Consider the following 24,267-nt stretch of genomic DNA (forward strand, 5'->3'; position numbering starts at 1 on the left):
CTTTTCTGTAGGGTAGCAAGTGACCGTGACGTTCTACTGCCCTTCTCCTGACGGAGACGCTGTTCGCGTTCGGGTGACGCTCCTAACGTCGCTAACGCTGCGCTAACGCCAGTCGCTTATGGGGGCAACCACGCCACTTGCTCATGGGGGAAACCCCCAAGACCGCAGTGGCTCCCCAAGATCGCGCAGGCTCACCTTCTGCTTTCTTCCTTCTAACTTTTACCTTTGCTATATGGCCCGCGACTATTATGAAATCCTGGGTGTCTCTCGTGACACCGACAAAGAAGAAATCAAACAAGCCTATCGCCGTTTAGCCCGAAAGTATCACCCAGACGTGAACAAAGAACCGGGGGCGGAGGATCGCTTTAAAGAAATTAACCGCGCTTATGAGGTACTCTCAGAGCCAGAAACCCGCGCTCGTTACGATCGCTTTGGCCCAGAGGGTGTGTCAGGTGCTGCTGGCTCAGGCTTCCAAGATGTGGGCGATATGGGTGGTTTTGCCGATATCTTTGAAAGCATTTTTAGCGGCTTTGCTGGCGGTATGGGTAATCCCACGCAACAAAGACGGCGCAGTGGGCCTGCCAGGGGTGATGACCTGCGGCTAGACCTGAAGTTAGACTTTCGGGAAGCGGTTTTTGGCGGTGAAAAAGAAATTCGCATTTCCCATCTAGAAAATTGTGAAGTCTGTAGCGGTTCTGGTGCTAAACCTGGAACCCGTCCCCGGACTTGTTCTACTTGTACCGGATCGGGTCAAGTACGCCGTGTTACCAGAACACCTTTTGGCAGTTTCACCCAAGTCTCAACTTGTCCCACTTGTAATGGGACAGGGATGGTAATTGAAGATAAGTGTGATGCCTGTGATGGTAAAGGCGCAAATCAAGTCACAAAGAAACTCAAAATTACCATTCCCGCAGGGGTGGATAATGGCACACGCTTGCGGATTTCTAGTGAAGGAGATGCCGGCCAACGCAGTGGCCCTCCTGGGGATTTATACGTTTACTTGTTCGTAAATGAGGACGAAGAATTCCAACGGGATGGCATTAATATTCTCTCGGAAATCAAACTTAGCTATCTGCAAGCGATTTTAGGTTGTCGGTTAGAGGTAGATACGGTAGATGGGCTTGTGGAACTGATCATTCCGGCTGGAACCCAACCCAATACGGTGATGAAGTTGGAAAATCGCGGCGTACCCCGTTTGGGTAATCCCGTTAGTCGAGGGGATCACATGCTGACAGTATTAATTGATATTCCTACCAAGGTCACCCCTGAGGAGAGGGAACTGTTGGAGAAGCTGGCTAAAATTAAGGGAGATCGCACTGGTAAAGGTGGTCTAGAAGGATTCTTGGGAAATTTATTTAAGTAATGAAGCCCTCTTCTCTTTTAACTCCCGATGCTCAACTTGATTTACGCGGCACCCCTTGCCCAATTAATTTCGTGCGGACAAAACTACGTCTGGAGAAAATGCCATTGGGAGGTTTGCTAGAAGTCTGGCTAGACCCTGGTGAGCCGATTGAGCAGGTTCCCGATAGTCTGACAATGGCAGGTTATCAGGTGGAACAAATTACAAACTGCACTAGTTATTTTTCTCTGTTAGTACGTCGTCCAGTTGCTAGCCAATGACAGGGGAAAATTTTGCTGCAACTGGACAGTTATTGGGTACGGTGGTGGCTGTACAGGCTAATTTTTACCGAGTACATCTGGATGAACAGGATGGGGAGATGAGGGAGATAAGGGAGATGAGGGAGCAAGATCCTCCTCATCTTCCCCATCCCCCTCTCCTCCTCTGTACTCGCCGAACACGCCTGAAAAAAATCGGACAACAGGTGATGGTAGGCGATCGCGTTGTAGTAGAAGAGCCAGATTGGGCTGGGGGACGGGGTGCGATCGCTGATGTTTTACCCCGCCAAAGTGAATTGGATCGTCCAGCGATCGCCAATGTCAACCAAATCTTATTGGTATTTGCCGTTGCTGATCCGCCTTTGGAACCTTATCAACTGAGTCGGTTTCTGATTAAGGCTGAGTCTACTGGTTTGGATGTGCTTTTATGTTTGAATAAAAGTGATTTAATTTCACAGCAGGAACAGCAGCAAGTTAGCGATCGCCTACTTGATTGGGGCTATAAACCAATATTTATCAGCGTCAAAGATGGTATAAATACCGACCAAGCAGCCAGATATTTGAGTAATAAAATTACCGTAATTGCCGGCCCTTCCGGTGTGGGTAAATCCAGCCTGATTAATTCGCTGATTGATTCTGCAAAGCTGCGAGTGGGAGAAGTTTCTGGCAAACTAGCTCGTGGTCGTCATACCACTCGCCATATAGAATTATTTGAGTTGCCTAACGGTGGAATGCTTGCAGACACCCCCGGCTTTAATCAGCCGGACATGGATTGTATCCCAGAAGAATTAATCCATTATTTCCCAGAAGCAAGAAAGCGGTTAGCAGTTGCTAGCTGTAGGTTTAGCGATTGTCTGCATCGAGACGAGCCTGAATGTGCAGTGCGGGGAGACTGGGAACGATATGAACATTATTTAGAATTTTTGTCCGATGCGATCGCTCGTCAAACTCAGCTGCACCAACAAGCTGATCCTGAATCTACGATGAAGTTAAAAAGCAAAGGCAAAGGGCAGAGTCAATACGAACCCAAGCTAGAAAGTAAAAAATATCGCCGAATTTCCCGCAAGACTCAGTTACAGGACTTGCAGGAATTATATCGAGATGAGGAATAAGAAGTGCGATGTCTACGACGGGCTATGACGCTCCTGCGGACGCTCGTTCCTCGCTACCGCTTCGCTAACGCTAACGCTACGCTATCGGTGTCGCACTTCTATGTAAAGGTTGGTCACGATAGCATGGATACAAACAGAAAAAGTATCTTGTATGTCTCAGCCCCTCGCTACCACGACTAGTGTAAAAGATGTCAATGAAAGTATAATTTTCCCACCAGGCGACATCTATAGTGACGAACCCCCTTTGGAATCTGATCTGCACCGCGAACAAATCGATTTACTTATCCGCCTCATCAAGTGGTGGTGGCGCGATCGTCAGGATTTTTATGCTACCGGCAACTTGACTATTTATTTCAGTCCTAACCAGAAAAAATCAGAAGAATTTCGAGGGCCTGATTTCTTTCTGGTTTTAGATACAGAAAAAAAAGACCGCAAAAGCTGGGTTGTGTGGCAAGAAGACGGCAAATACCCCAATGTAATTATTGAGATGTTATCTGATTCCACTGCCTCGGTTGATAAAGGTTTGAAAAAGCAAATATACCAGAATACATTTCGGACTCCAGATTACTTTTGGTTTGACCCAAATAACCTAGAATTACAGGGATTTCACTTAGTTGATGGGCAATATCAAGACCTTGTACCCACTGAGTCAGGTTGGTTGTGGAGTCAGCAATTAGGGCTGTATTTGGCAGTATATTTGGGCAAATTACGCTTTTTTACACCAGATAGGCAGCTGGTGATGTTACCAGAGGAAGAAGCAAATCAACAGTTAGAGCAAGCAAACCAACAGTTAGAACAAGCAAATCAACAGTTAGAACAAGAACGTCAACGGGCTGCAATATTGGCAGAACGTTTGCGAACCGCAGGTATTGATCCTGAGCAAATATTCTGAGAAATAGAATTTTATCTCTAAACTAGGCATAGAAAAATAGTGCTATGAACCAAACAATATCCGATCAAGTGCGTTGGACAACCTCAGACTTAGAATTACTCACAACTGACGAATGGAAGCGCTATGAAATTATTGACGGAGAACTCTTTGTGACTAGAGCGCCTCACTGGAAACATCAAGGAACTGCGGGTAATATATGCTTGGAGTTACAAATTTGGGATCGCTCTAGTGGGCTAGGGGAAACCCGTCAAACTCCCGGCATAATTTTTACAGATGCCGATAATGTCATACCCGATGTAGTTTGGATTAGTCGTGAGCGTTTAGCACAATTGCTAGATGAGGAAGGGCATTTGAGAGGAGCGCCAGAACTGATTGTCGAAGTGCTTTCTCCTGGGACAACTAACGAACGTCGAGACAGAGAAGCCAAGCTGAAACTCTACTCATCCACAGGAGTCCAAGAATATTGGATTGCAAATTGGCAATTACAGCAGCTAGAAATTTATCGCCGAGAAGCTGCACAATTAAAACTGATTGCAACCTTGCTGGCTGATGACGAAATAACATCACCACTTTTACCAGGTTTTGGCGTTCGAGTTGAGCGTTTTTTTGGATAATTCTGGCGATCGTCGATCAAAAAAAGTTGGGAATTATACTGTACATCTAGTAGGTACTAGAGATTAGGATTGATAATTTGGTTAGAAATGAACAGTTAACATGAAGCAGCAGCAACGCCCGTTCCTTTTATATGAAAAGTTGACACTCGTATCTTCACTATCCCCATAAAGTCTTAAAATATTGTTAATTTCTGCCAAACCCTCGACCTTCAACTTACAAGTATCACCCCAAAATCACTATGGCTATCGGCTACGTCGCGCTTGTACTTCACGCACATCTGCCCTTCGTTCGTCACCCGGAAAGTGACTACGTGCTGGAGGAAGAATGGCTCTATGAAGCCATCACAGAAACCTACATTCCATTATTGAAAGTATTTGAAGGCTTAAAGCGAGACGGTATCGACTTTAAAATCACGATGAGTATGACACCACCTCTAGTGTCGATGCTTCGTGATCCTGTGTTGCAAGAACGCTATGACGCACACTTGACTCAACTAGAAGAACTTATAGAACTAGAAGCAGAACATAATGTCAATAACGGACATCTTCGTTATTTAGCCGAACATTACATTACTGAGTTTAAAGAAGCGCGTCAGATATGGGAAGGCAATCAAGGTGACTTGGTGACAGCTTTTAAGCAGTTCCAAGACAGTAACAACCTGGAAATCATCACTTGCGGCGCTACTCACGGCTATTTGCCGTTGATGAAAATGTATCCAGAGGCGGTATGGGCGCAAATTCAGGTAGCTTGCGAACATTACGAGCAAACCTTTGGACAAGCACCCAGAGGCATTTGGTTGCCGGAATGCGCCTACTATGAAGGTTTAGATCGGATGCTAGCCGATGCTGGGTTGCGCTACTTCCTCACTGATGGGCATGGCATCCTTTACGCCCGTCCCCGTCCGCGCTTTGGCACTTATGCCCCAATTTATACAGAAACTGGTGTTGCTGTCTTTGGTCGAGATCATGAATCTTCCCAACAGGTATGGTCTTCTGAAGTGGGCTATCCTGGGGCGGCGGAATATCGAGAATTTTATAAAGATTTGGGCTGGGAAGCAGAATATGAGTATATCAAGCCCTACATCATGCCCAATGGTCAGAGAAAAAATACAGGTATTAAGTATCACAAAATTACTGGGCGTGGTTTAGGACTTTCAGATAAGGCGCTTTATGATCCTTATTGGGCTAGGGAAAAGGCCGCAGAACACGCTGCTAACTTTATGTATAATCGAGAGCAGCAATCTGAGCATCTCTATGGTGTAATGCAGCGCCCGCCAATTATCGTTTCGCCTTATGACGCAGAGTTATTTGGACATTGGTGGTATGAAGGCCCCTGGTTCATCGATTACCTATTCCGTAAGTCGTGGTATGACCAAAAAACATATCAAATGACCCATTTAGCAGACTATTTGCGAGATCAGCCAACTCAGCAAGTCTGTCGTCCTTCGCAGTCGAGTTGGGGTTTCAAGGGTTTCCACGAATATTGGTTGAATGAAACGAACGCGTGGGTTTATCCGCATTTGCACAAAGCTGCTGAACGAATGATTGAAATCTCGCATTTGGAACCAGAGGATGAATTGCAGTGGAGAGCGCTCAACCAAGCAGCGAGGGAATTGTTATTAGCACAATCTTCCGACTGGGCATTTATTATGCGGACGGGAACAATGGTACCCTATGCAGTTAGACGGACGCGATCGCACCTGATGCGGTTCAATAAGCTCTACGAAGATGTTAAAGTCGGCAAAGTTGACAGTGGTTGGTTGGAAAAAGTCGAGTTAATGGATAATATCTTCCCCGAAATTAACTATCGCGTCTATCGTCCGCTATAGTCTCACAAAAAATAATCAACAGCAGTAGGGTGGGCATTGCCCACCCTATATTAGTAGTGAGGAGCGTTCGTTTATTTTACCAATAACAGAGCAAGCCTTAGCCTGTGTACGGGTTTGTCAAATGCTGTCAAATCTTTACAAAGACATCCGCTTATTTCGATTTGACGACAAAACAGGGCAAGTTTACATCCTAGCTGGAGATGAACTCCAAGTCATTGTACTAAGTAATGGAATCTGGGATTTTGTCAATGAACCAGAATTATGAGCAAATGAGTTTTACAGAGTTGAGAGCTTACGTCGTGGAAAACCGCGAAGACATTGAGGCTCTACGTTTTTTAATGAGCAAACGTGACCCTAATTCTAAAGGCTATCCTATGCCTGTGACAGAAGCTGATATGCAAGCCCAGATGGAAATCATCAGGCGCAAGATTAATGGAGAGCTTTGAGATTATTGTCTAATTCAGTAAGCATAATTAGGGTGGGTAAATCATACTCACCCGATTATTTTATTAACACTGCCGGATTTAGCTAAAGGCTATCTGGATCGATATTTAATTCTCGAAGTTTAGCAGCTAATCTTTGCGCTTTTTGCTCTGTTTGCTGTCGAGCCTCTTCTGCGGCTTGTCGTGCTGCTGCTTCCTCTTCATGAGTTAGCAATGTTTGACCCGTAGCTGGATTGTAAAAACGTAGTTTTCCTGGTTCCAGGCGTAACTCTAGCCCCAAAACTTCACTGGGTAGGGACACTGTACCATCTGGCAGGGTATTGGCTGCCACTGGGAAATAATTCCCATCGACCAAGTGTAAACCCTGGAGTTGGGGATTGAGATAATCGCCTGTGGGGTCATATTGGAAATATTCACGCACTCCCAGAAAGGCATAAATTCCTTTCTTTGCGCCTTGGTCTTTGCTGCGGGTGCTTTTTGAGGTAATCTCTAGGATAAAATCTGGGGTTTGATTATTTTCTTCCCAAGTTTTGTAAGAGCGTCTGTCACGGTTTTCCACTCCAAACACCACAAATACATCTGGGGCTACGACTGATTCTGGATAACCTTTTTCGTAGTAAATAAATAGATTACCAGCGACGTATACATCTGGGTGATTTTGAAAATAAATTTCCAGCACAGTGGTAGCGTATACGAGACACTTGCGCTGTAAATCACCTTCAGCCATCGGCTTACCATCCTCATCTGGGTACTCAATCGGGGTAACGGGGATATACTCTACTGAGGCTGTCATGACCGGATACCTCAACTCAACTAGGGCTAGATTCAATTTAACCCTAATTTTAAGTTGTAGGTACTAGACATTAAAAAGAGGGTGTATTGCTCACCCTCTGGAACTAAAGCATATATCCCATTAACCAATCTAGGGATTTGCTATGAATCTAAAGCGAACTTTTACAGGCTGACCAACAACCATTCGGAAAGCCGCCTCTATTGAGGAAGACTTTTTCTGTGCCTGTGTTCCACACCCTTCAGTAGGAATAGAAATTACAGCTTCTAATCCGTTAAAACACAGTAACTGACACTTATTTTGTAATATAAATTCCCGTGGTGCAGTTAGCTGTATGTTTTGCAAAACGCTCTGCCAAATCTTCAGAGATTGAATTTCTTCTTTCAATCTCTGATTTTCTTCCAGTACTTTTGGTATTTTCAGGATGGCTTCTTCGATTTGGGCGTGATCATCTTTTTGCTGCAATACTGTAGCAAAAGTCTTGTATTCTGTTATCATGGTTTTAGTATTATTTGAAAGCTTCTGGACTGCTTGGAACTACCAACACCAGGAGCATTTTTTTGCTTCTTACTTATGAGAAATAAAAAAGCTAGAAATATCCCACTTTGGTAAAAATACTTGGTGCTTGCAAATTGAGGATAAACCAAGGAAGTAAATATGGCTTTATATGCAGACTGCCTTAGTAGGTTTAGCTGCCATAGCTATAGACTTCATAGTATAGAGTCAATTTGCCAAAAAGTATTTCCTTGTACTTGATACTAATTATTTTATAACATTAAGTCCGTTGAATTGTCAGCAAAAACCCCAACAATCAATTAATATCAAATATTTATTAATATTAGGAAATTTATGTTATAATATAACGCTATTTTATTTATTTAAGATTTAATTTTTAACTAACTTACAAACAATTATAAAAGATATTTGTCAATAAATTCTGGATGTTCAGAAAACTAGTAATTAAGTTACAAAAATATTTTTAAGAGTTCCGCATGGTATTGATGAGCAGTTCTTGCTGGAGGCAGAAGGTTTTTTTCACTTATAGGATTCAAACCCCTCCTGAAAAAGAGCCACCAAGATTGAAAATTTGGTGTTCTTGTCTTAAACCCTTGAACATTCGGTCACGGTAGGAAACAGAGGGCAGTTTTCCTCTCTCTTGAACTGCCCTCTGCCTTTTGCCTTCCTTGATAAATAGCCGAAACATAGAATAGTAGGTTGGGTAGAGCGTAAGCGTTACCCAACAAAGTCTTGATCATGTTGGGTTTCGTTCCTCAAGCCAACCTACGCCAGTTAGAATTTTTAGCCTTAACTCAACGAGGGCTAGATTCAATTTAGCACTTGAAAAGCACTTGGCGGGAACCATCGATCTCTAAGGTTGCCTTTCCAGATAAAATAAAGAAAAACTGGTGCGACGCCGATAGCGCAGCGTTAGCGAGTCAGACGCTCCTGCGTCGCTAACGCTGCGCTATCGAGCGTCATAGCCCATCGTAGACATCGCTGGTGATAGTGTCTAACTTCTGAAGTTATTGGTGGCATAAGTTCATAAATCACACTCAACTGTGGTTGTTTAACAATACGCCAGCCATGACAATTATTACCTTATAGATAATGCTCAACAGTTTCTTTGCTAATCATTTGACGTGTGCTTTAAGTTTTGCTAATGTTAGCTGTATTTAATCGCTGCTTAATCTTCGTTTTTATCATCAGAATCTTCTAACTCACATTCTGCAAGCAGATTATCAATACTTTCAGGAAAATCCCCATTTTCAACTTTTTTGCTAAAAACTTGATAACAATCTTTTTTATCGCCTTCCTTCCGAGGAAAACCTAACCAAAGAATAATAATAATTTTTGGTTCTTTGAATGCTCTAAAGAATAATCTATATCGTTCAGGTAGCCCCATTTTTTTGAGACGGCTATACTTTTGCAAAGGTTTTTGCAAAGCAAAGTGACTAGCAAAAGGGTCTTGAGGAATTTTTTCTTTAATGCCAATATTCAATGCTTTTAAGAATTTAACATCTGAATGTGTAATAAATTCTTCTTTAGGTAACTCATTTTTTAAAATACTAACCCTATTACGCAATTCTACCCATTGTTCGTTAAACAATGGGTAGAAAAAAATTTGCCATCCATTACAAGTAAATGCAGCCATTAATCTATAACTACATCAGCCAGTAAATCATCCATTTCATCGCTCATTTCTTGAGTATAAGGAACGAGTTGAGAAGGGTTTTGCATAGCATCCTTCATCAGAAAGTCAAGAAAAAGGCTCATCATAATGCCCTCATCTTCATCAGCTTCATCAACATTATCAGTTTCTAATCTAACTAAGAACGTGTTATCAGATAGCACTTCAATATGACCTGAAGCATTAGCTAAATGGGGATAGTCTTTAGAGAATGCACGAGGTAAACGAAACCCATCTTGATTTCCTACCTTTGCATGAGTTATGGGATAACTTTTTATAGCCATGAGCTAATTCCTAAATATGAGAATATCAGGTATTCAAATGCAATACTGAGATATCGTAAGTGTGATGTGAGAATTTATCTTTTTGTTATAACAATTATTATAACCTATAAATCAAATATAACAGATTCCAAAAAAGAAGACTATAAGTTAAGTCCCAAATTTCCAGGCTTCGTGTAACTAACATTAAAAAAGACAGGCAATAAGCCTGTCCTACAAGGAATGATTTAGCAAAGAATTTAGAAATTCATCTCAGCAGCTTGAACTTTCTCAACCTGCTTCTTCTTCAGCACCAGCATAACTTGGGCTAACATTACAAGAGCGATGAACGCAATCATCCATTGGACTCTAGAGGCATCTTGCAACACGATTTCTGCATCTTGTTGACCGAAGCCACCGACATTCGGGTTGCTGGTCAAAGCTTCACCAGTCTTAACTGCTTGCCCTTCGGAAACAAGCAGTTCTGGCCCTAAAGGAATCGTATCAACGACAACATCACCAGATTCAGGTCGGATGTTGACTAGATATTTAACGTTACCGTCTTCATCTTCCTCTTTGGCAATCTTGGTAATTGTGCCAGTAGCGGAAGCATTGTAAACAGTGTTATTGCTCTTTTCGCCAGTGGGATAAACTTGTCCGCGTCCCCGGTTAGCACCCAGGTGAACCGAATATTTACCGAAGTGGATGTTTTTGTCGGTTGCGGGGTTGGGAGAAAGAACTGGAAAGACGATTTCTTGATACTGTTCACCTGGTAAGGGGCCGACGATGACGACGTTTTCTTTGTCTTCGCTGTAGGGTTGGAAGGGAGTGTCGCCAACTTCTTCTTTAAGTTCTTCGGAAAGACGGTCTTCGGGAGCAATCTTAAAGCCTTCAGGTAGCATCAGTACAGCACCGACGTTCAAGCCAACCTTAGAACCATCAGCACCAACTTGCTGGGCGCTCAGATCGTAAGGGATTTTCACCACAGCTTTGAATACAGTGTCAGGTAGCACCGATTGGGGAACTTCCACTTCTGTAGGCTTGGCTGCTAGGTGACAGTTGGCACAAACAATCCGCCCTGTTGGTTCGCGGGGGGTTTCGGGATAGGTTTGCTGTGCCCAAAAGGGATAGGCGGCAGCTGATTGGGGAAGGGCTAGATCGCTGGTGAAGTAAAATGTCACAGTAGCGATCGCTATGAGCAATGTTTTTACGATCGCTCTAGCGCTGCGAGTTAACCTCGCTCTTAAGAAAACATTTCTCATCTCTAATAAGGGCAACGATTGAATTAGTCATTAGTCATTGGTCATTAGTCATTAGTCATTAAGCCCTCAACAAAGGACGAATGACTAAGGACTAAGGACAAAATTATTAAGCCCACCAAGCTGCATCGCCTGTGCGGAAGTCGGTTTCTGTCCAAGGGGTCAAGACGATTTTGTCGTCGTTTACAGTGGTATGAGCCAAAGGTAAAGACAGGGGCGCTGGGCCGCGAACAACCTTACCAGTTTCGTCATACTGCGAACCATGACAAGGACACTTAAACTTGTTCTCTGCAACGTTCCAGGGGACTACACAACCTAAGTGGGTGCAGATGGCGTTAATCCCATAATCTTTGATCGCTTCTTTGCTGTCTACCACAATATAGGTAGGATCTCCCTTTAGCCCTTGGACTAGGTTGCGATCGCCTGCATTCCGGTTTTCTAGAAATTTAGTGACACTTACATCGTTACCTAGCTCGTCTTTTGCCGTTGTACCGCCACCAGCACCACCAGTTGAGGGTGGGATAAAGTAGTTGACAACGGGATACAATGCACCCAGAGCCACTCCAGTGACAGTCCCAAAAGTGAGCAGATTCATGAACTGACGACGCCCCATATCGGGCACGTCTGCTGATTCAGAAAATTGAGCCATAATCTACGCGCTCTTTGTGTATTTTGTTAAGCATTTTGACAAAAGTACTGTACTTGAGGAACTCTTGTCTAAGTCGAAATGCTAGCGCTCACAACGATGCCATACTTCTTTGTTCCAAGATATAAAAAGCATCTTTTCTGTTAGCATTACATTTCTTTATATCCTTATCATACTGGAGTCACGGAACTTAACATCATAACTAAATGTAAAATCTGATTGAGAAAAGCTATGACAGGACAGGAATTACGTCAGATGTTGCTTGATAAGTGGGGATACTCTTATGATGTCCAGTTTCGACGGGCACAGGGAAAGATATTTTTGCAAGTCATGTGGAAATACTTGGAGCAAGCTTCTTTTCCCTTGAGCGAGGCGGAGTACCAAGAGCATCTTGACAGCATTGCTAATTATCTTCATGCCTTGGGTGGGTCAACACAAGTACAAACATATATTACCCAAACACGCGATCGCCCCCGCCTCGGCAAAGCTGTTAGCATTCCTCTCGATTTGGGTGAACGCTCTTCGGAATGGATATTATGACCCGCTATTGCATTAAGATTAATAAACTTCTGAGTAATCACAGTGTTTTTTATACAAAAATACTATAACTTGCTATATCATCCTTTTGCCCACTTGTAATGTGAAAAAAATACACTTACTCAAGGAGAAAACTAATGGCTTTTATCTCAACATTTGAAATTCTTCTTAAGCCTCAACTTCCAAAGAGCATTACAACTACAAGACCTGAACTTAGCCCACTAGCGAGAAATGTTCTTCAGGGCTATTTCCTTACGATTGCCAATGTCACAAATGAACTCGTATTTCTGTCCCTTGTAGTTACAACTAGAACGCCCGGATTAGATCCTAAAAAAGTTCTCACTGTTCTAGATACCACTGGTATAGATGGCCCTGTAAGCAGTGATTTTGAATCTAAAGGAGAGATACAAAAGTCACGCTTCACATTTCCAGTCAATGCTAATGATACAGGCTTATTTATTCTGCAACCAGATGCTACTAATGAAGAACTTAGAGAAGAGGCAAATTTTGAGTTGCGGGGTTATGTCGAGATATACATTAGTTCAGTATCAACTCCAAAAACAACTCAGTTGATAATCACTCCTGAACATCGAGGTACGTTTTTTGGAACAGATAGAGCCGAGCTAGGTGAGATTGCTTATGTGTTGCCTCTTGCTAATGGAAACAGTCTATTTAAGTTAAGCCAAGATAGTTAACTCTATTCGATAGAAACTAAGCTAATCATGATGTGTGGCATACATTGATTCTATTAGCAAAATCAATCGTTTAGACAATGCTTCGATTAGTTTATTGACACTTTGTATGTTCCTATAAATCGGAACCTATACGAACTATAGCAGTCCACTTTGATTTTTGAATTTATTTACGTGGTGCGCGTTCGCAAAGCGTCTCGCAGAGAAGCGCAGCGCAACGCGATAGACAGGCAAGAGGCAACAGGAAATAAGGCTTTTCAAGTTTTACTGAGTTTTTTCAAAAATCAAATAGGATTTCTATAGCTGTCTCAATTAACTTTAAGTTCAAACTGGTAATTACTTAATTTCTACTCAATAAAATTAGGGATTAGGTCAGACATCTTCGACCTAATCCCTAATTGTGGTCTATTAAAAATTAAAAAATATTAAATATATGTATGTTGCAAAATACTGAACCAAACTTTAGAAAGCTATCGAACAGTCAGGTAGCGCTACATCCAAATCCTAAAGGAATCATCCAATTTATTGGTAGCTTTATTTTTGGTTCTTTTCCTGCGTGGGCATATAAATATCTACATCAATATCTATTTGCTCAAGGATATTCACTGATTTTATACCGATTTCCTCTAAATCCGATTCAATTCAATCATTGGGAGGTTTCTTTTGGCTTACTCAAAGAGCAATATTTTCTTAAAACTGAGATTATTAAAACCTTAAGAGAAGAGAATCAACCTGATGATGTTATAAATACATATTCAAATCCTGCTAATTACTTATGGCTTGGTCATAGCCTTGGATGTAAGTACATTATTCTTTTGGAAATTTCGAGCAATGAGCCAACAAGGCGAATGCAGATTCTTCAGGAATGCTTAGACAAAAAAGATGCTGACGAAGCCATTAAACAGATAGCTTCAATAGAATCTGTACAGCAAATATCTAAAGGAGTCATTGGGCAGTTATTACCTACAACAGAATCGGTTAATCAGTTTTTCATTAAGGATCAGTCTTCCATCTTACTTGCACCTGAAATCAGTAACACAGTTAGAATTCTGAGATCGGGCTGGAGAATATCGAATTCTCTAGCCAATCCAAATCAGAAACAAACTGAATGCTTGATCCGCTCTAGTAAAGAACTCTTTAATTTAACAGGCGTCATTTCTTTTAATTTGGATAGTATAGCTGAAGATGACGTAGCGTTCATGGTAGAACAGATTAAACATAAACATTTTCAACCCTATTTATATAAAGAGCTAGAAGGATGGCATTTTCAACCGCTCAGTATTTACATTGAGCATTTAGGTCAGTCCATCGTACATTTCTTTGATGAACTTAAATCTCGATAATCTAATTGCTATAGGTACGAGTACTATAGCTGATACCTCGCACAATTACTTCATCTCCCGGGAGCATCCCAAATGTGTAAGTTATATCAAAACCACGTTATGAATTGTCATTGCGTTCGCCTTTGGCGTTCCCGCAGGGTACGCTACCGCTTCATACCCTTCTCTTCTTAGGCTGCGCCAACGGGAACGCCAGGGGCGAACGCAATGACAAACACCTTCGTGCAAAATTGGGATGCTCCCCATCTCCCAGAGCACGTTCAGCTTTATTCTTGCTAGGTGGCAGTTGTGAATTATAGAAAAACGCAACCACCGCATCCCAATCTATCAAAATCTCATACCATTTTAGATTTTGGATTGGGAATTGCCTTTTGTATCTATGTTCTGTAAATCCATCTGTCGCATTCTTTTTTCAAATTGGTATCATTTATTCCAAATGTTATTTACCTGTAAGCTTCACCAGTCCAACACCACCGAAATAAAGCCCTAAAACTGCTCCTGCTAAAAGACTTTGAGTCAAGGGGTCAGTAGAAGGTGTAAGAACGGCTCCTAAGACTACTGCTCCCATAATCACGTAACGCCAACCAGAAACCATCCGTTCTGACGAGACAATGTTCAAATTACCGAGCAACAGTTGAATAATGGGAATTTGAAATGCTAAACCAGTGCTGAATAACAGGAGCAGCACAAATTCAAAATATTTGTCAATTGACCAAAGTTGTTCAACGACATCGGCTCCGTAGCTGATGAAAAATTTCAAAGCTGCGGGGATAAGGAGTAAATAGGCAAATACTAACCCAGCAGCAAACAGCACAGTCGAACCCAAAACCACAGGCCCCAGTAAACGGCGTTCACGGCGAGTCAGTCCTGGAAGCACAAACTGGATAATCTGGTAAAGAATGAAAGGACTAGTAAGTACGAAGCCAGTGTAGGCTGCAACTTTGAGGGAGACAAAGAAATATTCTCCGGGTGCAAGTTGGAGAAATTTTACTCCTTGTGCTGGAACCTCAAGTAGCTGGACAATCGGCTTAACGGCAAAGAAACAGCCAATAATGCCCACCGCTACGGCAATCAGCGAATAGAAAATGCGCTGCCGCAACTCTTCTAAGTGGTCGAAAAGGGACATTTCGACTTCACCTGGCAACTCATCAAGAGGATCATTGTCTGAGTTGCCATATCCTTCTGGGTCGATGTTGGGAACGTTTACAGTATCTACGTCTTGTGAAGGCGTCACGTCGCTTCGCTCCGAATTCAAAATTCACGCATTCAAAATTAACAATGCCCTAAATTTTTTATTTATGGGCTTGTATCTTTTTTTTGTCGGTCATCGACCATTTCGGTGACTCAGCACTCTTCATTATTTTATCTGGGGAATGCAGCTAGCAAGATTGTTTTTAAGCGCTGTAGGTTTTTTTGTCCTGTTTTTTCGGGTTGCATCTGCATAAATTAGTAGTAAGCCATCTTGTAGGCAATGTTTAACCTAAAAAAAGAGTGGAACGGATAATTTAGAAATTACGTCTCTGCGGCTAGTAGCGCTGAGTAAATTGACACAACATCATACAATACTCAGTTTGGAAATCCGGTTGATCAAGGTGGTATCTATACATAGCGTAATCGGAAATTTTTAGCTGAGGTTTTATGAATCGGACAATTTGCATTGGACTGATGGCATTGCCTGTGTATTTATACAATGCTCAATTAGGCAATACTCATAGTATTGACGTGTCAATTGTCGAAGACCAGCTTCCCATAATAACTGCTCTAGTCGTTTACAGCACAAATTCTCAGTTCGATAAATTTCCGTGGCAAATATCGGCTAGAGATGACCAAACCGAAGATTGTCTTCGCGCTGGTACTTGCAGAGATTGATACTAAATTCGTAATTCGTAATTCGTAATGACGCTCGAAGACTCGCTAACGCTGCGCTAACGTAATTCGTAATTCACAGTAATTTTATCATGATACGGAGAGGGTTAATGGTTGCAGGAAATCAACGCACAGTAGTGGTGACAGGAGCATCAACAGGAATTGGTCAGGCGTGTGCTTTGCTTTTAGACCAGTTGGGCTTCTCTGTTTTTGCTGGCGTGCGTCAAGATATTGATGCTCAAACACTTAAACAGAAAGGGTCACAAAGACTCATTCCGATTTTTTTAGATGTTACTGACGCTGAATCGATCGCAGCTGCTGTTGATCAGGTAACAAAGGCAGTCGGTGGTGCGGGGATTTTAGGTTTAGTGAATAATGCCGGAATTGCTGTCCCTGGCCCGTTGGAATTATTAGCGATCGCAGAATTTCAACACCAGATGCAGGTTAATGTTACCGGACAATTAGCTGTGACACAAGCATTTCTTGGTCTATTACGCCAAAATCGGGGCCGAATTGTCAATATGGGTTCCATCTCTGGTAGAAGCCCTACGCCGTTCCTGGGCGCTTACAATGCTTCCAAATTTGCGCTCGTTGCACTTAATGATGTGATGCGGATGGAGTTACGCCCTTGGGGAATCTCGGTTTCAATTATTGAACCTGGTTCCATCGCTACCCCAATCTGGGAAAAGTCCTTAAGTCAATCTGAAATAGCACAGCACGATTTATCCCAAACAGCACAAAATCTCTACGGTCAGGCAATGAATATTGTCCGTGAGAAAATGCAGATTATCGCATCTAGGGGGATTTCTGCGGATATTGTCGCTCAGGCTGTTGTCCATGCGCTCACTGCAAAACAACCCAAGACACGTTATCTTGTTGGACTAGATGCCAAAATTGGAGCTGTGCTGAAGCATATTTTGCCCGACAAGCTGCACGATCGCGTTATTTTATACTCAATGGGTTTGTAGATTACAGGACTTACGCACTCAGATCCCCCAACCCCCTTAAAAAGGGGGCTTTAGAAGTTCCCCCCTTTTTAAGGGGGGCTAGGGGGGATCTAGGTTTCAGGCTTCAGTGCGTAAGTCCTAGATTACTTCCCGTTTTTCAGAGGTCGTTACCCTGAATGCAATAGCTGTTGTTGCTAAAATCATGATTTTCATTGACAAAATCATGATTTTCATTGACAAAATCATGATTTTCATTGACAAAATCATGATTTAGCAACGAGATTAAGCTCAAAATTGCTGTAACAAAACTCTATATTCAAAAACACTAGAAAATTGTACTTCACAGTACCTTTTTTTGTGTTGGATATTTTTAATATTCATAAGAGTACCTTATTTAAGGTAAGGATTTTTTGCTATTTGTACTTATATTAGTATTTCTGCTTACTTAAAATCAAATATCAGCATTGCGATGTGCTACATATAACTTATATATGAACAATTATCCTGAATGCTGCTAGTTTAGTTAGTAGTTTGGGTGAAATGTACTTAAATTAAGGGTTCAATTCCCTAAAACCAATATATTTAGTCAATAAATTTTGTCATCCCTATTCCTGAGTGAACTCGATTAGTTATGCTCCTAGATTTAGAAAGATTTTATCAGGCTTGCAATCCGAGCAGACCTCTAATCATAGGAAATGCCAGCGATCGCAGATACTATATCGATTTTGCTGCGGTGCGGGGTGGTAAAATCATTGAGGCTTTGCAGCGCACGATCGCTAAAATATCGCCGGATGTCCCAACCTGTCAACTATTTACAGGACATCTCGGTTGTGGAAAATCAACAGAGTTGTTGCGGCTCAAAGCTGAGTTAGAAGTGCAGCAATTTCATGTAGTTTACTTTGAGTCTACCCATGTCTTAGAAATGGCAGATGTGGATGTGACTGATATTTTGTTGGCGATCGCAGGCCAGGTGAGTCAAAGCCTAGAAGCAATGAAAATTAGGCTCAAACCTACCTACTTTACCAAGTTGTTTGGTGAACTTGTGGATTTTCTGCAAACGCCAATTGACCTTGGGGTAGAAGCAGAGTTGTCTGTGGGGATTGGCAAAATTACAGCTAAAACTAAAGAAAGTCCCCAATTACGGCGGCGGTTAAGAGATTATCTCGAACCGCGAACAGCAAATATTTTACAGTCAATTAATCAAGAATTGCTAGAACGTGCCAATAAGGAACTGAAAACCAGGGGTAAAAAAGGACTAGTGGTCATTGTTGATAACTTGGATAGAGTCGCAATTCGACCTTTACCATCGGGGCGATCGCTGCCAGAATACTTATTTATTGAGCGGGGTGAACAGTTACGCAAACTGAATTGTCATGTAGTCTACACTATTCCCTTAGCCCTGACTTTCTCCAACGATAGCGCCGAACTTCAGCATCGTTTAGGGGGAGGAGTTGCACCAAAAGTTTTACCGATGATACCTGTACGTTTGCGCTCAGGGGAGATTTTCACCCAAGGGCTAGCAATGATGCAGCAAATGGTACTAGCTAGAGCTTTTCCAGACATTCTGCCTAGCGATCGGTTAGGCTTAATTACAGAGGTGTTTGATAGTCTGGAAACCTTAGATCGATTGTGCCTGATTAGTGGTGGTCATGTACGCGACTTGCTAGGATTGTTGTTTGATTGTCTGCGAGAACAAGATCCACCCTTTGAGCGGGATTGTGTTGAATTGGTAATTCAAAGACAGCGCGATTACCGAGCCAACGCCATCGATCCTCATGAGTGGGAACTAATCTTTCAGGTGGTGCAACAGCAGAGAGTCAGAGGTGATATACAATACCACGCTCTATTGCGAAGTTTATTTGTATTTGAATACCGCGATCATCAGGGAGCTTGGTTTGCCGTCAACCCAGTTTTAGCAGAGACGGAAAAATTTAAATCATGGTTGAACGACACCCGCAAGCAGATATAAGAGCAGCTAACGAGCGTGCTTTACGAAGTTTGGGGAGAGCAATTACCCTTTCTAGCGGTCAATTCTCCCTGGTTTTGGTATGCTGCAATTATCGAGTTTTGCAAGAGCGAATGCTGCAACGACTCGAAGAACTCTCTTCAGGAGTACACCGAATTCAAAAGGTTGTTCTGTCGCATAATGCTAGAAGCCTTTACACAAGTATTCATTTACAACTGCTAACCGAAGAAAATCCGCCATCGGCGTTGATGATTTTGGGTTTAGAGTCAGTAGATGGACTTGATGATTTACTTAGGTCTATTAATCATATTCGTGATGAATTTCGCAAGCGCCACCCATTTCCGATGATTGTGTGGATGAATGAGGAAGTGTTGCAAAAGGTTGTGCGTTTAGCGCCAGATTTCGCTAGTTGGGCGGCGACACCGATTCGGTTTGAGATGACAACTGAATCATTGCTGCAATTTTTGCAACAAGAAACTGACTCTTTATTTGCGACGGTGTTACCAACCGATTCTGCACAACACCAACCTCCTCAAGTTGCAAAGCATTATTTCACTGTGGAGCAAGTCTGGGAAAATAGCTATGAACTCCACTTTGCCATTAGAGAGTTGCACAATCGTGGTATTACCTTAGAGCCAGAATTACACGCTAGTTTAGAATTTGTTTTTGGTCTAGATGATTATATTAGCGATCGCATTAATCCAGCTTTAAACCATTTTCAGCAAAGCTTGCAAGTTTGGCAGCAGTTGGCGAAGAAAGGGGATGAGGGAGAAATCAATTCAAAATTCAAAATTCAAAATTCAAAATTGAAGAAAAAAACAGAGGGGGATGAAGGGGATGAGGTGACATTCTTACTCTCTGCGTCCTCTTCTTTGGGGGATGAGGGAGTATTTTCTTCTTCTACGCCTCCTAATCGCCCATCTCCACTACTTCTGCGACAGGGAGTTTTGCTGTTTTATATTGGGCTATGTTATTGCCGTTTAGCAGAGCAAAATCAAACAGAAAATCGCCGTCATTGGTACACAGCTAAATCTTATTTTCAGCAGTGCTTGACTATCTTACAGGTGGCTGGGCGTCCAGACATAGTTGCTGGATTTATTAGTCAACTCGCTGAAGTTTTGCAATATCTGCAAGAGTGGCAAGAATTGCAGACGGTTGCTCAAAAGTCTCTGGAGTTGCATCAAACTTATGGTAGTCAAATCCAATTAGCTTGTGACTACGGTTTTCTGGCGCAAGTGGCTGTGCAGCAATCGCGGTGGGTACAGGCGAGTATATTAGCACACGTATCACTGCTGAAATTAGGTGAGGCGCAAAAGCACAATAACCCTTATAACTGCTTATTTCCATTACTGTTGGGGCAAATTTACTATTTAGTTTTAGCGAAAGCACAGCGAAATTTAGGTGAGTTAGAAGTAGCCCGTGAATACTTAGACAAGGCGACAAAAGAACTACCAGCAGCCTTAGAAAGCAGTGCCCATCAATACGATGCCCATCGTTATATTCGCTTATTGCGGACACTGCGATCGCTCTATTTTGAAGAAGGGCGTTATTTGGAAGCATATTACATTCGGCAGAAACGGCGTTCTGTTGAGCAACAGTATGGTTTCCGGGCTTTTATCGGTGCGGGACGCTTGCAACCGCAAAGACAGGCGACAAACCCAGCATTGATGTCACCTTCTGGAAGTAGCAGCGTTGCTTTAGAAATTGCGGCTTCTGGCCGAGAGCGTGATATTAATAACTTAATTGGGAGAATTAGCCGCGCTGATCGAAAATTGACGGTGATTCACGGTCAATCAGGGGTAGGTAAGAGTTCTATTGTAACTGCGGGTTTAGTTCCAGCACTGCAAAATCGAGCTATTGGCGATCAAATAGCTGTACCCGTAGTGCTGCAAGTTTACAGCGATTGGGCGCGGGAATTAGGAAAATCTTTAAGTGAGGCGATGTCTAATGACGCATCCCTTGCCATCTATGCTGACATCATGCCAGAAGCAGCCATTGAATCGGAAGCTTTGCCCTACTCTGACACACCCATCACCATCTTTGAAATTTTACAACAACTAAAAGAAAATGCTGATAACCATCTGATCACAGTTTTAATTTTTGACCAGTTTGAAGAATTTTTCTTTGGTTATAGCGATCGCAATCAAAAGCAAGAATTTGATAAATTTATTAGCGACTGCCTGAATATACCCTTTGTTAAAGTTATTCTTTCTTTACGAGAAGATTATTTACACCGTTTATTAGACTTTAAACATGTTTCGGCACTAGAAGCGATTAATAATAATATTCTCGACAAGCATATTCGCTACCAGTTAAATAATTTTTCGCCAGAATATGCTAAGGCAATTATCCGAAAATTGACAGAGCGATCGCAGTTTAATTTAGAGCCTGTTTTAATTGATGCCTTAATCGAAGATTTATCCACAGGATTTGGAGAAGTCCGCCCCATTGAATTGCAAGTTGTCGGAGCGCAAATTCAAGATGAGCGAATTACTACCTTAGAAGAATATCAGCCATATAGACCCAACAAACTCATCGAGCGATATCTTAAGGAACTGATTAAAGACTGCGGCCCAGAAAATGAACGAGCCGCGTTACTCGTCTTATATTTATTAACAGATGAAAGTAACAACCGACCTTTTAAAACTCGTGCTGAGTTAGCGGCGCAACTAGCAGAATTAGAAGATGTTAGCAAATTAGAGTTAGTATTAGAGATTTTAGTTAGCTCCGGTTTAGTGGTACTATTCCCTGATGTACCAGAACGCTATCAACTGATTCACGATTATCTAGTAGACTTGATTCGCTACCTGCAACAACAAGAATCGAGCTTACAGGTACAACTTAACCAGTTGCGTTACAAAGTAGAACAGAGTCAAGCTGAGATTGAGCGACTTAAGAGCGAACTTAGTCAAAATGAGCAGCGATCGCAATTAGTAGATCCTTATCCCCAACAGGGTTTGGATTTATTAACAGAATTGCGTGAGTTACACAAGCGCGAAGAATTAAGTCAGTTAGAAATTGAGCAATTACGAGCTGAACTCAAAGAAAAAGAATTAACAGCTAAACTCGCAGAAAGTCAAAAGAAACAAAGGCTGAGTGAAGCTCAATTAAATCGTTCATTGAAAATTGCACTTACTGCTTCTGTTCTCGCCATATTGGGATTAAGTGTTTCCATTGTCACAGCAGTTGATAGCGAAATTAAAACCCTCAGTGCATCTAGTGAAGCCTTATTTGCATCCCAAAAAGGTATTGATGCTTTAAAAGAAGGTTTAAAAGCAGGGAGAAAATTACAACAAACAATCTGGGTAGATTCCAATACCAGAGAGCAAGTACAGACGGCACTATATCAAGCAGTTTCTGGGTTAAGAGAATATAACCGCTTAGAAGGGCATATATCTGGGGTAAATAGTGTTACATTTAGCCTTGATCGCTCTTTAATTGCCTCAGCCAGTGCGGATACTACAATCAAACTTTGGCATCCCGATGGTAGCTTAGTCAAAACATTATCGGGGCATGGAGATGTAGTTAATAGCGTCAGTTTCAGCCCAGATAGTCAAATCGTTGCTTCCGCCAGTCAAGATAAGACAGTGAAACTTTGGAGTCGAGAGGGTCAACTGCTTGCTACTCTCTTAGGGCATCAGGGTGTGGTGAATAGTGCCAGTTTTAGCCCAGATAGTCAGATTATTGCTTCGGCGAGTAGCGACAAGACGCTGAAACTGTGGAGTCAGGATGGTAAACTGCTTAAAACCTTGCTCTTACATGATGGTGCAGTTTTAAGTGTCGCTTGGTCGCCTGATGGACAAACCATTGCTTCTGGGAGTGCTGACAAGACGGTGAAATTGTGGAGTCGGGATGGTAAGCTGCTCAAAACCTTACGGGGACATGATGATGCAGTCTTAAGTGTAGCTTGGTCGCCCGATGGGAAAGCGGTAAGCGAAGCCATGCCCTACGGGCTTATCGCTTCTGCTAGTTTAGACCAGACAATCAAACTGTGGAATCTGGAAGGTAAGCTACTGCGAACCTTATCGGGGCATAGTGCTGGAGTTACCAGCGTCACTTTTAGCCGTGATGGGAAAGCGATGCCTACGGCGGGCTACGCCTACGCTTCCGCAAGTACCGATGAGACAATCAAACTTTGGAGTTCTGAAGGTGTGTTGCTGGCAACCCTGAAGGGACATAATAATTGGGTGAATAGCGTCAGTTTCAGCCCAGACGGTCGCACCTTGGCTTCTGCAAGTCGGGACAAAACTATTAAACTCTGGCATTTGGAGGGCGTGTTACAGCGAAAGCCCAAAGCCGATAACAATGACTGGGTAACTAGCATCAGTTTTAGCCCAGGCGATCGCACCTTAGCAGCAGCAAGTCGAGACAAAACTATAAAACTTTTCAGTCGAGACGGTAAACTACTCCGTACATTCACTGGGCATGAAGGTCAAGTTTGGGGTGTTAGTTTCAGCCCAGATGGACAAGCGATCGCTTCGGCTAGTAAAGATAAAACGGTGAAGCTTTGGAGTCGTGACGGTAAACTGCTCAACACCTTGCAGGGTCATAATGATACCGTCTTGAGTGTAGCTTGGTCGCCTAATGGTCAAGTAATTGCCTCAGCTAGTAAAGATAAAACAGTAAAGCTTTGGAGTCTCGACGGTAAACTGCTTAACACCTTGCAGGGACATCAAGATGCGGTGAATTGGGTAAGCTTTAGTCCTGATGGCAAGTTGCTAGCCTCAGCCAGCGATGACAAAACAGTAAAAATCTGGAATTTAGATGGTAAATTGCTATACAGCTTAAATGGTCATAGTCGCCGGGTAAATGGGGTTGCTTGGACACCTGATAGTCAAGCGATCGCTTCAGCTAGTATTGATAACACGGTGAAGATTTGGAGCCGAGACGGGAATCTGCTAAATAATCTTACAGGGGATGGCGATAGTTTCATCAGTGTGAGTTTTAGCCCAGATGGTAAAACTTTGGCAGCTAGCAGTGATGACAAAGTGAGAATTTGGAACCGAGAAGGGACGTTGCTGATTGCTTTGAAAGGTGATAAGCAAGAGTTAACCAGCGTCAGTTTCAGTAATGACGGCAAGACTCTGGCTGCGGGTAGTGGTAATGGTACAGTGATTTTCCAGAATTTGGCAGATATCGAACTGGAAAAATTGCTGGCACGGGGTTGCAATTTGCTACATGATTATTTGCAGACTAATCAGAAGGTGATGAAAGGCGAACGTGCCTTGTGTTCTAGTAGGTGATGGAGAAGAATGATGAAAGGCGTTAT

Annotated in this window: 22 protein-coding genes; 15 read left to right on the forward strand and 7 right to left on the reverse strand. The window is 42.5% G+C overall.

Features of this window, described 5'->3' with window-relative positions:
• Positions 1-232: 232 nt before the first annotated feature.
• The 8 genes from dnaJ (at position 233) to LC653_RS27620 (ending at position 6,510) form a co-directional block, all read left to right on the forward strand.
• Positions 233-1,363, forward strand: a complete 1,131-nt coding sequence (gene dnaJ, locus LC653_RS27585; protein WP_229497858.1) for a molecular chaperone DnaJ — start codon at positions 233-235, stop codon at positions 1,361-1,363.
• A complete protein-coding gene (locus LC653_RS27590) occupies positions 1,363-1,620 on the forward strand; it encodes a sulfurtransferase TusA family protein (RefSeq protein WP_100900138.1) in 258 nt (85 codons plus the stop codon). The genes dnaJ and LC653_RS27590 overlap by 1 nt, the downstream gene beginning before the upstream one ends.
• Complete coding sequence (gene rsgA, locus LC653_RS27595; RefSeq protein ID WP_229497859.1) at positions 1,617-2,729, forward strand: small ribosomal subunit biogenesis GTPase RsgA; 1,113 nt, start codon at positions 1,617-1,619, stop codon at positions 2,727-2,729. Before LC653_RS27590 ends, rsgA begins: the two co-directional genes overlap by 4 nt.
• 151 nt (positions 2,730-2,880) lie before the next feature.
• Complete coding sequence (locus tag LC653_RS27600) at positions 2,881-3,621, forward strand: Uma2 family endonuclease (RefSeq protein WP_229497860.1); 741 nt, start codon at positions 2,881-2,883, stop codon at positions 3,619-3,621.
• A gap of 44 nt (positions 3,622-3,665) precedes the next feature.
• Entirely contained in the window at positions 3,666-4,235 is a 570-nt protein-coding gene (locus tag LC653_RS27605; protein ID WP_229497861.1) for a Uma2 family endonuclease, read from the forward strand.
• Between the two features lie 239 nt (positions 4,236-4,474).
• Entirely contained in the window at positions 4,475-6,064 is a 1,590-nt protein-coding gene (locus LC653_RS27610; protein ID WP_229497862.1) for a glycoside hydrolase family 57 protein, read from the forward strand.
• Positions 6,065-6,146: 82 nt separating this feature from the next.
• Positions 6,147-6,329, forward strand: a complete 183-nt coding sequence (locus tag LC653_RS27615) for a DUF6888 family protein (RefSeq protein ID WP_372478229.1) — start codon at positions 6,147-6,149, stop codon at positions 6,327-6,329.
• The gene (locus tag LC653_RS27620) at positions 6,313-6,510 is read left to right on the forward strand and encodes a DUF6887 family protein (protein WP_069070282.1); all 198 of its coding nucleotides are present in this window, start codon (positions 6,313-6,315) and stop codon (positions 6,508-6,510) included. Before LC653_RS27615 ends, LC653_RS27620 begins: the two co-directional genes overlap by 17 nt.
• An 82-nt stretch (positions 6,511-6,592) precedes the next feature.
• Here LC653_RS27620 and LC653_RS27625 read toward each other — a convergent pair whose 3' ends face one another.
• The 6 genes from LC653_RS27625 to petC all read right to left on the reverse strand — a co-directional run bounded on the left by LC653_RS27625 (position 6,593) and on the right by petC (position 11,653).
• A complete protein-coding gene (locus tag LC653_RS27625) occupies positions 6,593-7,300 on the reverse strand; it encodes a Uma2 family endonuclease (RefSeq protein WP_229497863.1) in 708 nt (235 codons plus the stop codon).
• A gap of 129 nt (positions 7,301-7,429) precedes the next feature.
• Positions 7,430-7,795 (reverse strand): hypothetical protein, encoded by a 366-nt coding sequence (locus LC653_RS27630; RefSeq protein ID WP_229497864.1) that lies wholly within the window; start codon positions 7,793-7,795, stop codon positions 7,430-7,432.
• Between the two features lie 1,186 nt (positions 7,796-8,981).
• Positions 8,982-9,449: a type II toxin-antitoxin system YhaV family toxin gene (locus LC653_RS27635; RefSeq protein ID WP_229497865.1), complete on the reverse strand. Its 468-nt coding sequence runs from the start codon at positions 9,447-9,449 to the stop codon at positions 8,982-8,984.
• Positions 9,449-9,769, reverse strand: a complete 321-nt coding sequence (locus LC653_RS27640) for an AbrB/MazE/SpoVT family DNA-binding domain-containing protein (protein WP_229497866.1) — start codon at positions 9,767-9,769, stop codon at positions 9,449-9,451. Before LC653_RS27640 ends, LC653_RS27635 begins: the two co-directional genes overlap by 1 nt.
• A gap of 236 nt (positions 9,770-10,005) precedes the next feature.
• Complete coding sequence (gene petA / locus LC653_RS27645; RefSeq protein ID WP_229497867.1) at positions 10,006-11,007, reverse strand: cytochrome f; 1,002 nt, start codon at positions 11,005-11,007, stop codon at positions 10,006-10,008.
• Positions 11,008-11,113: 106 nt separating this feature from the next.
• The gene (petC, locus tag LC653_RS27650) at positions 11,114-11,653 is read right to left on the reverse strand and encodes a cytochrome b6-f complex iron-sulfur subunit (protein WP_229497868.1); all 540 of its coding nucleotides are present in this window, start codon (positions 11,651-11,653) and stop codon (positions 11,114-11,116) included.
• Between the two features lie 228 nt (positions 11,654-11,881).
• Here petC and LC653_RS27655 point away from each other — a divergent pair, with 228 nt between their 5' ends.
• The 3 genes from LC653_RS27655 (at position 11,882) to LC653_RS27665 (ending at position 14,222) form a co-directional block, all read left to right on the forward strand.
• Positions 11,882-12,190 (forward strand): DUF3067 family protein, encoded by a 309-nt coding sequence (locus LC653_RS27655; protein ID WP_094347877.1) that lies wholly within the window; start codon positions 11,882-11,884, stop codon positions 12,188-12,190.
• Positions 12,191-12,324: 134 nt separating this feature from the next.
• Positions 12,325-12,882: a hypothetical protein gene (locus tag LC653_RS27660; protein ID WP_229497869.1), complete on the forward strand. Its 558-nt coding sequence runs from the start codon at positions 12,325-12,327 to the stop codon at positions 12,880-12,882.
• 434 nt (positions 12,883-13,316) lie between these two features.
• Positions 13,317-14,222 (forward strand): DUF1350 family protein, encoded by a 906-nt coding sequence (locus tag LC653_RS27665; protein WP_229497870.1) that lies wholly within the window; start codon positions 13,317-13,319, stop codon positions 14,220-14,222.
• A gap of 436 nt (positions 14,223-14,658) precedes the next feature.
• On the opposite strand, the gene tatC is transcribed toward LC653_RS27665, so the two are convergent.
• Positions 14,659-15,453: a twin-arginine translocase subunit TatC gene (tatC, locus tag LC653_RS27670; protein ID WP_229497871.1), complete on the reverse strand. Its 795-nt coding sequence runs from the start codon at positions 15,451-15,453 to the stop codon at positions 14,659-14,661.
• 404 nt (positions 15,454-15,857) lie between these two features.
• Here tatC and LC653_RS27675 point away from each other — a divergent pair, with 404 nt between their 5' ends.
• The 4 genes from LC653_RS27675 to LC653_RS27690 all read left to right on the forward strand — a co-directional run bounded on the left by LC653_RS27675 (position 15,858) and on the right by LC653_RS27690 (position 24,241).
• Positions 15,858-16,088, forward strand: coding sequence for a hypothetical protein (locus LC653_RS27675; protein WP_229490403.1), 231 nt, complete (start codon positions 15,858-15,860; stop codon positions 16,086-16,088).
• Between the two features lie 107 nt (positions 16,089-16,195).
• The gene (locus LC653_RS27680; protein ID WP_229497872.1) at positions 16,196-17,053 is read left to right on the forward strand and encodes an SDR family NAD(P)-dependent oxidoreductase; all 858 of its coding nucleotides are present in this window, start codon (positions 16,196-16,198) and stop codon (positions 17,051-17,053) included.
• A gap of 610 nt (positions 17,054-17,663) precedes the next feature.
• Positions 17,664-19,001: a P-loop NTPase fold protein gene (locus LC653_RS27685; protein ID WP_229497873.1), complete on the forward strand. Its 1,338-nt coding sequence runs from the start codon at positions 17,664-17,666 to the stop codon at positions 18,999-19,001.
• Complete coding sequence (locus tag LC653_RS27690; protein ID WP_229497874.1) at positions 18,971-24,241, forward strand: WD40 domain-containing protein; 5,271 nt, start codon at positions 18,971-18,973, stop codon at positions 24,239-24,241. Before LC653_RS27685 ends, LC653_RS27690 begins: the two co-directional genes overlap by 31 nt.
• The last annotated feature ends 26 nt before the right edge of the window (positions 24,242-24,267 follow it).

Source organism: Nostoc mirabile CHAB5784 (assembly GCF_020829645.1).
Taxonomy (GTDB): domain Bacteria; phylum Cyanobacteriota; class Cyanobacteriia; order Cyanobacteriales; family Nostocaceae; genus Nostoc; species Nostoc mirabile.

What these genes read in the sequence shown, in the direction of transcription:
- dnaJ (WP_229497858.1), top strand. Translation starts at nt 233, where the DNA reads ATGGCCCGCGACTATTATGAAATCCTGGGTGTCTCTCGTGACACCGAC.
- LC653_RS27590 (WP_100900138.1), top strand. Translation starts at nt 1,363, where the DNA reads ATGAAGCCCTCTTCTCTTTTAACTCCCGATGCTCAACTTGATTTACGC.
- rsgA (WP_229497859.1), top strand. Translation starts at nt 1,617, where the DNA reads ATGACAGGGGAAAATTTTGCTGCAACTGGACAGTTATTGGGTACGGTG.
- LC653_RS27600 (WP_229497860.1), top strand. Translation starts at nt 2,881, where the DNA reads ATGTCTCAGCCCCTCGCTACCACGACTAGTGTAAAAGATGTCAATGAA.
- LC653_RS27605 (WP_229497861.1), top strand. Translation starts at nt 3,666, where the DNA reads ATGAACCAAACAATATCCGATCAAGTGCGTTGGACAACCTCAGACTTA.
- LC653_RS27610 (WP_229497862.1), top strand. Translation starts at nt 4,475, where the DNA reads ATGGCTATCGGCTACGTCGCGCTTGTACTTCACGCACATCTGCCCTTC.
- LC653_RS27620 (WP_069070282.1), top strand. Translation starts at nt 6,313, where the DNA reads ATGAACCAGAATTATGAGCAAATGAGTTTTACAGAGTTGAGAGCTTAC.
- LC653_RS27625 (WP_229497863.1), bottom strand. Translation starts at nt 7,300, where the DNA reads ATGACAGCCTCAGTAGAGTATATCCCCGTTACCCCGATTGAGTACCCA.
- LC653_RS27630 (WP_229497864.1), bottom strand. Translation starts at nt 7,795, where the DNA reads ATGATAACAGAATACAAGACTTTTGCTACAGTATTGCAGCAAAAAGAT.
- LC653_RS27635 (WP_229497865.1), bottom strand. Translation starts at nt 9,449, where the DNA reads ATGGCTGCATTTACTTGTAATGGATGGCAAATTTTTTTCTACCCATTG.
- LC653_RS27640 (WP_229497866.1), bottom strand. Translation starts at nt 9,769, where the DNA reads ATGGCTATAAAAAGTTATCCCATAACTCATGCAAAGGTAGGAAATCAA.
- petA (WP_229497867.1), bottom strand. Translation starts at nt 11,007, where the DNA reads ATGAGAAATGTTTTCTTAAGAGCGAGGTTAACTCGCAGCGCTAGAGCG.
- petC (WP_229497868.1), bottom strand. Translation starts at nt 11,653, where the DNA reads ATGGCTCAATTTTCTGAATCAGCAGACGTGCCCGATATGGGGCGTCGT.
- LC653_RS27655 (WP_094347877.1), top strand. Translation starts at nt 11,882, where the DNA reads ATGACAGGACAGGAATTACGTCAGATGTTGCTTGATAAGTGGGGATAC.
- LC653_RS27660 (WP_229497869.1), top strand. Translation starts at nt 12,325, where the DNA reads ATGGCTTTTATCTCAACATTTGAAATTCTTCTTAAGCCTCAACTTCCA.
- LC653_RS27665 (WP_229497870.1), top strand. Translation starts at nt 13,317, where the DNA reads ATGTTGCAAAATACTGAACCAAACTTTAGAAAGCTATCGAACAGTCAG.
- LC653_RS27675 (WP_229490403.1), top strand. Translation starts at nt 15,858, where the DNA reads ATGAATCGGACAATTTGCATTGGACTGATGGCATTGCCTGTGTATTTA.
- LC653_RS27680 (WP_229497872.1), top strand. Translation starts at nt 16,196, where the DNA reads ATGGTTGCAGGAAATCAACGCACAGTAGTGGTGACAGGAGCATCAACA.
- LC653_RS27685 (WP_229497873.1), top strand. Translation starts at nt 17,664, where the DNA reads ATGCTCCTAGATTTAGAAAGATTTTATCAGGCTTGCAATCCGAGCAGA.
- LC653_RS27690 (WP_229497874.1), top strand. Translation starts at nt 18,971, where the DNA reads ATGGTTGAACGACACCCGCAAGCAGATATAAGAGCAGCTAACGAGCGT.